Here is an 11418-nt window from a genome sequence, read left to right as displayed (position 1 = left end):
GTTGGACCGGTCGCTCCTGCGGCTCCGGTATCTCCGGTGGCCCCCGTTGGACCGGTCGCTCCCGCGGCTCCGATATCTCCCGTTGGACCGGTCGCTCCCGTGGCTCCGATATCTCCCGTTGGACCGGTCGCTCCTGCGGCTCCGGTATCTCCAGTGGCCCCCGTTGGACCGGTCGCTCCTGCGGCTCCGGTATCTCCGGTGGCCCCCGTTGGACCGGTCGCTCCCGCGGCTCCGATATCTCCTGTTGCTCCTGTTGGACCGGTCGCTCCCGTGGCTCCTCGAATCCCTCGTAATCCCCGTAATCCTCGTCGCCCTACAATTACTTTTGTTTCACAGATGATGCAACAGTTTGATTTTAGTTTTTGTTTACAATTTGGGCATTTTTTATACTTATCACAACCCATCAGTTGTTCATCTCCTTTATCATTAATGATATGTTACATCTATAAATAGGTGCAGATAAGTTAAATATACAAAGGATATAAAGATAAGCGTAGAATAAACATAATTTGCTAGAGTCTTCAAAAGCCTTTTGGTTTTGAACATTTCATTGAATTTTGCGCTAAATTTGTCTATTGTTTTTTCATGATGATAGCAAGTCTCAAGAAGCTGTTCAAATCCATATAATCTATCATGAAAAAAATCCCCTAGAATTCCAGAGGATTTTTTTCCATGTTGCTCTCAAGTATTATTAAGCGTATAATCATTATCTTTTAATTTCCCATCCAACCACTCATCAATTGCTCTGCTGTCATGACAGTAGCAAATTCATCATGCAATGTTGCAAGTGATAGCCGATGAATCATTTCGGGATCATAATATGTACCGTTTTGATCTGTTAGTCCAAAGGCGGCTGTTGCATCTGAAATGAGGTATGTATCAAAACCTAGGTTTCCACTCATTCTTGTTGTGGTAGATACGCAGTGCGGTGTTGTTAATCCTGTGATCACAACAGTGTCGATCTCGTTTGATCTTAGCTGTTCCTCTAAGTTTGTACCTATAAAGCTGCTGTTGACTTTCTTTTGTATCACAGTTTCTTCCTCAAGCGGTTTGACGATTTCTTTGAAGTGATACCCTTCATTCGCCGGATAAAATAAAGAGTGGGGCTGATCAGATGTATGCTGGATATGAATCACTGTCCAGCCTTTCTCTCTCCAAAACGTCAATAGACGACTGATATTCTTCTCTGCATCTAGGTTATTCCGTTCCCCCCATTTTTCATGCTCGAACGCCCTCTGTACATCCACAATGATCAAAGCCTTTTGATTCGTTTGCACAAACGCCCACCTCCGAAAATTCTTATCCAATACATGTAGTGTAAGGAATGGTGATCCATTTGTACATACTTTTATTTCTCTTCATGATATTTTGCTTGTTTTTTGCATCAAAAAGATAAACCACACACTAGCAAGGATGTAATAGATACCGATGATTGAGGTACAGTTAGACATCACCTCTCCCATTTGAACTGATTTGAAAATATTCATCCAGATGAAATAGATGATGAGAAATGAGCACGGAAAATATAGAAAATAGCCTAAAAAATATAGCTTGAGCTTTTGTATCATCATCTGCCTCCTTTTGCTTTCACGTCCCTCCATCAACGCCTCTCTCATGATCTATTAGCCACAATCTCTCTAATAACATGAAAAAAGACAGCACATGTCGCTGTCTTTTTTCATTTTTCCTTTAATTCGTATTCTGTCCCCCGCCGTTCAGCCCTTCTTTAATATAGCCATTGACTTGGCTTGAGGCTAATAGACCGATATGTCCAACTCCGTGGATAAGGACGTTTCTTGCGCCAATTAAGCGGGAGAGGCTGTTGACGACGATGAGATCGGCTGAGCTATAGACGGATGTGTAAAGAATTGTTTGATTTGGATCGGTGCCTGGTAATGCTCTGAGTGAAACGAGTCCGTTCGCTCCACCTAGTGTGACGACGTTTTCAATTTTATTTCCGCCGTCTAGGTTCTTAATAAAGTATAACGTGTTGGCTCCGCCCATACTATGCGCCACAATATCTACTTTTTTGGCGCCCGTTTTGGCTAGCACATATTTGACGTATCTAGATAGACGCGGTCCATTATTGAGGTTATTGCCTGTTTTGTCTATGAAATCAATTGCATATAATTGGTTTCGGTCCCAGCCCTGTGACACCAAGTATCTTTTGATCGCCGCAAAGTTATAAGAGGCACCGCCCATGCCATGTACCATCACGACCGGATTATGCTCAGCCGCCTTGACCTCTTTCGGCTGGATGAAAACCATTGAACCAACCACCAATGCAAATGCAACAAGAATCTGCAAACTCCTTTTCAACAATAATGACACTTTCATTCCCCCTTATTTATCTTGTTCGTCTCTATTTTAAACAAGAAAAATATGACAGAAAAGTGAACAAGGCACTGTTTGTCCGATATTTTCACAAGAAATAAATAATGAAAAAGCACCTTTGACTTTCTCATGAGGCAATGCCAAAAGACTAGACATTCGTTTCTCTTAAAGTCTGTTCGTCTATATGACATCCTCAATGACTCAATTGACATAAAAAAAGCAGCCGGTTCTCTCACCCGGCTGCACATCATTCTTACTTGTAATTCACAAGGAAGTATTTCTTTTTCCCTCTTCTTAAGACGGTAAATTGCTTTTCAATTCGGTCTTCGTCTGAAAGAACATAGTCTTTATCGGTTTGTCTCTCTCCGTTGATGGAGACGGCACCATTTGTAATATCTTCACGTGCTTGACGCTTTGATGGAGACAGCTTTGATTCAACAAGTACATCGACAAGTGTTAATTCTTCTGTGCTGCTTTTCTCCATTGATGGAACATCCTTAAAGCCTACTTTGACTTCTTCAGCTGAAAGAGATTTGATCTCGCCTTTAAATAGTGCATTTGAGATGTTCACAGCCTGTTCTAGTGATTCACGGCCATGTACAAGCGCTGTCACTTCTTCTGCTAGACGGCGCTGTGCTTCACGTTTTTCAGGGGCTGTTTGCACTTTTTCTTCGTACGATGCGATCTCTTCTTTTGATAGGAACGTAAAGTATTTTAAGTATTTCACGACATCACGGTCATCTGTGTTTATCCAGAATTGGTAGAATTCATATGGTGATGTTTTTTCTTTATCTAACCAAATGGCGCCGCCTTCTGTTTTCCCAAACTTTGTGCCGTCTGCTTTTGTGACAAGCGGCATTGTGAGACCAAATGCTTTTGCGCCTTCTGCTTCAGACTTACGAATTAACTCAAGCCCAGATGTGATATTTCCCCACTGGTCACTACCACCGATTTGCAGCTTACAATTTTCATTTCTGTAAAGGTTTAAGAAGTCTAACGATTGCAGAATCACGTAGCTGAACTCTGTGTACGAAATCCCTGTCTCGATGCGTGAGCTGACGATATCTTTTGCCAGCATGAAGTTCACACCGAAGTTCTTTCCAATATCACGAAGGAACGTGATGACATTCATTTGACTGATCCAGTCATAGTTATTCACGATGACGGCTGGGTTCTCGCCTGCTTCAAAATCAAGAAATTGAGACAGCTGGCCTTTGATTTTCTCTGACCACTGTTCCACAATTTCTGCCGGGTTTAGTGAACGCTCTGCTTTTTTGAAGCTAGGATCTCCGATCAGTCCAGTTGCGCCGCCAACAAGGGCAATCGGGTGATGCCCTGCTTCTTGGAATCTGCGCAATGTTAAAATGGGCAATAGATGACCAATGTGCAAGCTGTCAGCTGTCGGATCGAAGCCGGAGTACAGCTTGATTTTTTCTTCTGCTAATAATTTTGTCAAACCTTCTTCATCTGTTTGCTGCTGAATTAATCCTCTAAACGATAAATCTTCCATCAATTGACTCATATCCAAATCTCCTTTTTTTACAATTCAACATAAAAAACGCCCCTTCGAATGAACGAAGGGACGATATATATCGCGGTACCACCCTGCTTAAAAGACAAAACATCACGTCTTTTCACTTACACTGATAACGGACAGATCCGTTCTTTCACTAATCAGGCAGCATTTATGCTCCTTTTCGTAAAAGCGGTTCGTGAGGGTAATTCGAATATCTCTTTGTACTGACTCGCACCAGCCGTCAGCTCTCTTGAACAGGGAAAGATGATTCTACTGAATCTCAGTCAAAACCTTTTCGTATTCAACTAAAGTCATTTTTAACATACTTTTGATATCAAGTCAACTGACGAAGGAGATTAATCTTCCATTGTCGAAAGGTCGCCAGCAGGTAAATTCAGCTCCCACGCCTTTAGCACACGTCTCATAATTTTTCCGCTTCGCGTTTTTGGCAGTTTGTCTTTAAACTCGATTTCTCTTGGTGCCGCATGTGCAGCAAGTCCTTTTTTCACAAACGTACGAATCTCTTCTTTCAGCTCATCCGTCGGCTCGTATCCGCTCCTGAGAGCAATGAATGCTTTGATAATTTCACCACGTACCGGATCTGGCTTTCCAATGACACCAGCCTCTGCAATTGCCGGATGTTCAACTAGTTTACTTTCCACCTCAAATGGACCGACCCGCTCTCCTGACGTCATGATGACATCGTCGACACGTCCCTGGAACCAAAAGTATCCGTCTTCGTCCATATATGCTGAATCTCCTGAAACATACCAATCTCCCGGCATAAAGTAAGATTCATATTTTTCAGGATTGTTCCAGATCGTATGCATCATGGACGGCCAGCCCTTTTTGATCGCAAGGTTGCCCATCCGGTATGGCGGAAGTTCATTTCCGGCATTATCCACAATCGCGGCTTCTACGCCTGGAATTGGTTTCCCCATCGAGCCTGGTTTGATGTCCATGCATGGATAATTACAAATCAGCTGTGCACCAGTTTCCGTCATCCACCAAGTATCGTGAATTCGTTTGCCAAATACAGCGTCTCCCCAGCGGATCACTTCCGGATTGAGAGGCTCTCCCACACTTAAGACATGTCGGAGTGAGCTGAGGTCATACTTTTGAATGAGGTCGTCCCCTGCCCCCATCAGCATTCTGAAGGCTGTCGGCGCACTGTACCAGACAGTCACACCGAGTGATTCAATGGTTTCGTACCACGTATCAGGGTTGAACCGGCCTCCTAAAATGACATTCGTCGCTCCATTTAACCATGGTGAAAAAATACCGTACACTGTCCCTGTTACCCAGCCTGGATCAGCTGTACACCAGTAGACGTCATCTTCTTTCAGGTCAAGCACCCATTTACCCGTCTGATCTTGCTGCACCATCGCGCCATGGACATGCAGCACACCTTTTGGCGTACCAGTTGACCCTGATGTGTAATGAAGCAGGAAACCGTCTTTTTCATCCATCCATTCAATGTCGAGTTCCTTTGCTGCCTGCTCAAACGCTTCTTCGTAGTGAATCGTCCGCACGCCATCGATGTCTTCCTTTTCACCGCCGACAATGACGACTGATTCAAGCTTTGGAAGCTCTGCAAATGGAATGCGCTCAAGCAGATCAGGCGTTGTCACAATGACTTTTGCCTCACTATTTTCTAAACGATCTTTGACGGCGCCTTCCATAAATGCCTCAAATAACGGACCAACGATCGCACCAATTTTGACAGCACCAAGCAGAAGAAAATAGAGCTCAGGTGATCTTGGCATAAAGATAAACACGCGATCCCCTTTTTGCACATGCGCCTTTTCTCTGAATAGATTTCCCGCTTTGTTTGTGTTGATTTTCATATCCCTGAACGTATACTTTTCATCCCGCTGTGAATCTTTGTAATGAAGCGCCACCTTGTTCTGACGAAACGAGTCCGCATGTCTGTCAATTGCTTCATAGGCTGCATTTATTTTTCCTGTTTCATACCAGGAGAAGTTTTTTCTCGCTTCCTCCCATGAAAATTCTTTGTATGCCTGCTCATAATCATTTAAATGATAGTCTCCTTTTACTGATGGTAGCGTTTCCACTTTCATCAAACAGTCCCCCTTTGCATACGTTTACAATGACCATTATAGTATAGATGACTTTTTTTCTCAATTTTTAAAAAACTTATGGTGAAACCGTTTTAATTTCTGCAAGATTTAAGCTAAAATAGAGACGACTCACTAGAATTTGAGGCGGTGGATACGTGGAGCATCCTAAAACTTATTATTCAAAAACAATTGAGCGAGAAACAGGTTCTATCCTGATTGAAGGACCGGTACCTGCATCAGAGCTTGCGAACTATACGTTTCATGAAGGACTAACGGCATTTCGCACGCCTGAGGAGCAGAAACAAGCACTTGTTGAAATAGCAGATCTTCCAGAAGGACGTATGATCATTGCAAGAGTGGATGAGCTTGTCGCAGGCTATGTCACGTATTTGTATCCTGATCCGCTTGAGCGCTGGTCAGAGGGCAAGATGGACAATTTAATCGAGCTTGGCGCGATTGAAGTCGCTCCTCCATTTAGAGGATGCTCGCTCGGCAAGCATTTACTTGATGTGAGCATGATGGATGAGCAAATGGAGAACTACATCATTATTACAACTGAATATTACTGGCATTGGGATTTAAAGGGGACAAAGAAAAACGTTTGGGAGTACCGCAAAATGATGGAGAAAATGATGAACGCAGGTGGTCTTGTCTGGTTTGCAACAGACGAGCCAGAGATCAGCTCACATCCAGCCAATTGTTTAATGGCGAGAATCGGAAAAAACGTGAGTCCTGATTCGATCGAGCGTTTTGATCGTCTTCGCTTCCATCAGCGCTTTATGTATTAACGTTCAATTCGTTTTTTTGGCAAAGGGGATTGGTAAACAATGATGATTGAACAAATTATGGAGCGTGATGTGATCACGCTGCGAAAAACCGATACGATCGAAAAAGCCATTCAAAAAATGAGTGCACATCACATTCGGCATATTCCCATCGTATCTGATCAAGATTCTGTCATTGGGATGGTGACAGATCGGGATATTAAAAATGCCAGTCCAAGTATTTTCGAAACAGAAAAAAGGCAGCTTTTTATTCAGCGGCCGGTAGAAGAGATCATGGTGTTAGAGACAATCACCGCCCATCCGCTTGATTTCGTTGAGGAAATTTCGAGTGTCTTTTTTGAGCATGGAATTGGCTGCCTTCCAGTTGTGAGACGCGGTAAGCTTGTAGGCATTATCACGAAGACAGATTTACTTCGTACGTTTGTCAGACTGACAGGTGCAGATCAGCCTGGGTCACACTTAGAGGTTGAAGTGGAGCAGATGACAGAAGGGCTCGCAGACATTACGGCTATTTTAAAGGAGCAGCATATTCAAATGCTGAGTGTGCTTGTGTACCCGCATGCAAATGAAGCCTCTAAAGTGCTCGTATTCCGCCTTCAAACCATTCATGCAGATCATGTGACGAAGCTGATTCGTGCAAAAGGCTACAAGGTGCTATGGCCTATGGAGCAGACGATCAAATGAAGGAAGCGACCTTTGTTTTTTCACCATCTTTTCAAACGTACCAGTTTCATCAAGATCATCCCTTCAATCAGCTTCGTGTCTACTTAACATACGATCTTCTTCAAAAAATGAAGGCGTTAACAGAAGATGAGATCGTCGCACCGCGTATGGCTACGCTGGAGGAATTAAAGCTCGTCCATACGACAGATTATATTCAAGCTGTGCAGCGGGCAAGTGAAGGAAAGCTGTCTACAGCAGAAGGTGAACGCTATGGCCTTGGCACTGAAGATACACCGATGTTTGCAGGGATGCATGAGGCGGCTTCTCTTCTTGTTGGCGGGACATTAACAGCGGTTGATCAAGTGATGCTGGGTCATTCGCAGCATGCGCTCAACCTTGGCGGCGGGCTTCACCACGGATTTAAAGGACGTGCATCTGGCTTTTGTATTTATAATGACAGCTCTGTGGCCATTCAATATATTCAAAAGACATATGGCGCAAGGATTTTATATATTGATACGGATGCTCATCACGGAGATGGTGTACAGTTTAGCTTCTATGACGATCCAGAGGTATGTACTGTCTCCATTCATGAAACGGGGCGCTACTTGTTCCCTGGAACTGGACAAGTACAGGAAAGAGGCCATGATAAAGGCTATGGCTATGCGTATAATATTCCGCTCGATGCATTTACAGAAGACGAATCGTTCCTCGAAGCATACCGAACAGCAGTGACTGAGATTGCTGCTTTTTTTAAACCAGACGTGATTTTGACGCAAAACGGTGCGGATGCCCACTATTACGATCCTTTAACCCATTTATCTGCCACCATGAAAATATATGAGGAAATTCCCAGACTTGCCCATGAGCTTGCTCATCAATATTGTGACGGCAAATGGATCGCTGTTGGCGGAGGTGGATATGATATTTGGCGCGTGGTCCCAAGAGCGTGGAGCCGCATTTGGCTTGAAATGAAAGGCATCACACCGCCAGCTGACCTTCCTAAGGAGTGGATTCGGGCATGGAATAAGCAATCGCCTGTCACCCTTCCATCAACATGGTTCGACCCTGACGATTTATATCCACCGATACCAAGAAAAGCAGAAATCACAGAAAAAAATGTGCAAACAGTAGAAAAAGCACTCATGCCTGTTAGAAGAGAAAGGAAAAATGCATAAGAAAAGCAGGCATTCACTGATAAGGTGAGCCTGCTTTTTGTTTTTATTTTGTTGATTGTCTTTCTTCAATTCTGTGTGGCAGCTCAACAATTTGATCGTCCACTTGTTCTTTGTTCATCAGCTTTGTCAGCAGTCTCATTGCGACAGCGCCAATATCATATGTCGGCTGAACAACCGTTGTCAGCTGAGGACGTACCATGAGGGAAAGTCTTGTGTTATCAAAGCCAATGACCTCTAAGTCTTCAGGAATCGAGACGCCTCTGTCCTGTGCGCCGTGAATGACACCAAGAGCCATTTCGTCTGTTGCTGCAATGACAGCCGTCGGCTTGTCTGATTGCTCAAGCAGATTTGCAAGGGCTTCAATTCCTGAGTCATAGGAGTAATCGCCTTCAGCAACGAGAACATCATCAAAAGCAATACCCGCTTCTTCTAGCGCACGCTTATACCCAGCAAGCTTTCTCACAGAGTTAATTGGTTCTGACATCGGACCAGATACGAACGCAATTCGTTTATGGCCTTTTTCAATTAATAATTGGACTGAATCATAAATGGCCTGCTCATAGTTAATGTTCACAGATGGTGTTTGTGCCTGCTCTTCAACTGATGCTGCAAGAACAATTGGTACAGGAGAGCGCTTAAATTCTTCGACAAGCACATCTGTGATGTTGCCGCCCATAAAGACAATCCCATCTACTTGTTTGCCTAGCATCGTATTTAACAAATGCAGCTCTTTATCTGTATTTTGATCTGAGTTGCTCAAAATGATGTTGTACTTGTACATCGTGGCGATATCTTCAATCCCGCGTGCAAGCTCAGAATAGAAGATACTAGAAATATCAGGGATGATGACCCCAACCGTCGTTGTTTTTTTACTTGCAAGGCCTCGTGCCACTGCGTTCGGACGGTAGCCAAGACGATCAATCGCTTCAAGCACCTTTTTTCTTGTTGTTGGTTTCACGTTCGGATTTCCATTCACAACACGTGATACCGTTGCCATACTTACATTTGCTTCTCTTGCTACATCATATATTGTAACATTATTCACATAAATCACTCCTTCAAATACACTTCATATCTATAGCATTCACCAATTAGGTAGAGACATATCAGATACGAAAAAAATAATATCCTATTTGTCATTAAAATGATGAAAAGAGACACATAATTTTTCAATCTACATCAAAATGACATTCTTTTATGAAATTATACACGTTTTTTCGTCATATGAAAACGTTCCCTTTCTTTTTATAACTAAATTAAACAAACTTTAATGAGCTTGTTACCTGTAAATTGAATCATATTTCAGCAAAAGTCATCGTGAACATCAGCTATGACAATGATCTTAGCAGATTCTGTCGAATTTTAAAAATGAAAACATTGTGAACAAGCACTTTAAGCTTGCAATGCGATTTATTCCTTTCATTTCCAATTCTATTGTGTTTTCTCCATGAAAAAACCGCCGGGCTGTTATCCGGCGGTAATTCTATCTATGATTACGCGTGAATGTTGACAAGTGGTCTTAACGCATCTAACCATTTTTCGAATTGAGGAATGTCCATTTGCTGCGCTGAATCAGATAGGGCAACAGATGGGTCTGGATGCACTTCTGCCATGACACCGTCCGCTCCAATCGCAAGAGCTGCTTTGGCTGTTGGCAGAAGAAGATCTCTACGTCCAGTTGAGTGCGTCACATCAACGAAGACTGGTAAATGTGTCTCCTGTTTCAAGATTGGCACAGCAGAGATATCTAATGTGTTTCTTGTCGCTGTTTCGTATGTGCGGATACCGCGCTCGCAAAGGATGATTTGGTCATTTCCTTGTGCGATGATGTATTCAGCTGCATTGATGAATTCTGAAATGGTCGCTGCTAGACCGCGTTTTAAAAGAACTGGTTTCTTCACAGATCCGGCTTCTTTTAATAGTTCGAAGTTTTGCATGTTACGTGCACCAATTTGAATCACATCAATATGCTCGATCGCTTCTTCAATATGCGCAGGGTTTACGATTTCACTAATGACAGCAAGACCGTATTCATCAGCTACACGCTTTAGAATCTTTAGACCGTCTACGCCAAGCCCTTGGAAGTCGTATGGACTTGTGCGAGGTTTAAATGCGCCACCGCGAAGCAGTTTTAGTCCCTGCTGTTTAGCTGCTGCCGCTACTTCTGCGACTTGTTCGTAGCTTTCAACAGCACATGGTCCAACGATGAAGCGTTGTTTTCCATCACCGATGGCTTCCCCATTGATGTTCACAATTGTATTTTCTGGTTTTTTCTTACGAGAAACAAGAAGTGCTTTGCTGTGGTCATCTTCTTGAAGCTCTAGACCTGCTTTGAAAATTTCCTTGAAAATATGCTGGATCGTTGAATTTTCAAATGGGCCGTCATTTTCTTCAAGAATTTGGTTCAGCATTGTGCGCTCTCTGACAGGATCATAACGGTTGACACCTTGCGCTTCTTTTGCCTTTCCAATTTCTTTTACAATGCTTCCTCTTTCATTGATCAGTTTTAAGATTTGAAGATTTAGTTCATCTGCTTGCTGTCTCAATTGTTCTAGTTCGTTGTTGCTCATTTTTGTCATCCTTTCCTCTGCCTGCTCTCGCTTTTTATTTTTAAATTCTCTCAGGATAGGGTTTATTATAAACAAAGATTTCGGAATTGTCACGAAAAAATTCTTTATTACCCAAACGCTTTTAAGCGATAAAGTATTATGTGTAAGATTATAGCATACTTTTGGTTCAAGTAAACCTTTTTTATAAAAAAAACGTCAGCAGTTGCTGACGTTCCAGACCGTAGACAAACCCCACCTTTACTTGAAGTGAAAGTGGGGTTTTTACTTATTTTGATAAAATATATCAGTTGG

General features: G+C 42.9%; 10 protein-coding genes and 1 other annotated feature. Of the genes, 3 read left to right on the top strand and 7 right to left on the bottom strand.

Annotated features, from left to right (window positions below; genetic code table 11):
* The 5 genes from R0K30_RS20555 to acsA all read right to left on the bottom strand — a co-directional run.
* The coding region (locus R0K30_RS20555; protein WP_486304022.1) for a hypothetical protein at positions 1-404 on the bottom strand (404 nt) is incomplete at its 3' end.
* 309 nt (positions 405-713) lie between these two features.
* A complete protein-coding gene (locus R0K30_RS20550) occupies positions 714-1277 on the bottom strand; it encodes a cysteine hydrolase family protein (protein ID WP_410612565.1) in 564 nt (187 codons plus the stop codon).
* A gap of 412 nt (positions 1278-1689) precedes the next feature.
* Positions 1690-2268 carry an esterase/lipase family protein gene (locus R0K30_RS20545; protein WP_410612569.1) on the bottom strand — a complete coding sequence of 193 codons (579 nt, stop codon included), beginning with the start codon at positions 2266-2268 and terminating at the stop codon, positions 1690-1692.
* Between the two features lie 319 nt (positions 2269-2587).
* Complete coding sequence (gene tyrS / locus R0K30_RS20540) at positions 2588-3856, bottom strand: tyrosine--tRNA ligase (protein WP_410612563.1); 1269 nt, start codon at positions 3854-3856, stop codon at positions 2588-2590.
* A 53-nt stretch (positions 3857-3909) separates the two neighbouring features.
* Positions 3910-4147 (bottom strand) — a binding site (T-box leader).
* A 59-nt stretch (positions 4148-4206) separates the two neighbouring features.
* Positions 4207-5931 carry an acetate--CoA ligase gene (gene acsA / locus R0K30_RS20535; RefSeq protein ID WP_099726846.1) on the bottom strand — a complete coding sequence of 575 codons (1725 nt, stop codon included), beginning with the start codon at positions 5929-5931 and terminating at the stop codon, positions 4207-4209.
* A gap of 155 nt (positions 5932-6086) precedes the next feature.
* Between acsA and R0K30_RS20530 the strand changes: the two genes are divergently transcribed.
* The 3 genes from R0K30_RS20530 to R0K30_RS20520 are packed head-to-tail and all read left to right on the top strand — an operon-like array spanning position 6087 to position 8557.
* Positions 6087-6719, top strand: a complete 633-nt coding sequence (locus tag R0K30_RS20530) for a GNAT family N-acetyltransferase (RefSeq protein ID WP_099726845.1) — start codon at positions 6087-6089, stop codon at positions 6717-6719.
* Between the two features lie 39 nt (positions 6720-6758).
* Positions 6759-7400 carry a CBS and ACT domain-containing protein gene (locus R0K30_RS20525; RefSeq protein WP_099726844.1) on the top strand — a complete coding sequence of 214 codons (642 nt, stop codon included), beginning with the start codon at positions 6759-6761 and terminating at the stop codon, positions 7398-7400.
* Positions 7397-8557 carry an acetoin utilization protein AcuC gene (locus R0K30_RS20520; RefSeq protein WP_410612567.1) on the top strand — a complete coding sequence of 387 codons (1161 nt, stop codon included), beginning with the start codon at positions 7397-7399 and terminating at the stop codon, positions 8555-8557. The genes R0K30_RS20525 and R0K30_RS20520 overlap by 4 nt, the downstream gene beginning before the upstream one ends.
* A gap of 43 nt (positions 8558-8600) precedes the next feature.
* Here R0K30_RS20520 and ccpA read toward each other — a convergent pair whose 3' ends face one another.
* Positions 8601-9602 carry a catabolite control protein A gene (gene ccpA, locus R0K30_RS20515; RefSeq protein ID WP_099726842.1) on the bottom strand — a complete coding sequence of 334 codons (1002 nt, stop codon included), beginning with the start codon at positions 9600-9602 and terminating at the stop codon, positions 8601-8603.
* A 448-nt stretch (positions 9603-10050) separates the two neighbouring features.
* Positions 10051-11127 carry a bifunctional 3-deoxy-7-phosphoheptulonate synthase/chorismate mutase gene (locus R0K30_RS20510; RefSeq protein WP_099726841.1) on the bottom strand — a complete coding sequence of 359 codons (1077 nt, stop codon included), beginning with the start codon at positions 11125-11127 and terminating at the stop codon, positions 10051-10053.
* Between the last annotated feature and the right edge of the window lie 291 nt (positions 11128-11418).

This window comes from Bacillus sp. SIMBA_154, from assembly GCF_046536015.1.
In the GTDB taxonomy this organism is placed as follows: Bacteria; Bacillota; Bacilli; order Bacillales; family Bacillaceae; genus Bacillus; species Bacillus pumilus_P.
The sequence above is the reverse complement of the archived record's forward strand: the minus strand, read 5'-3'. Positions and strand labels throughout refer to the sequence as shown.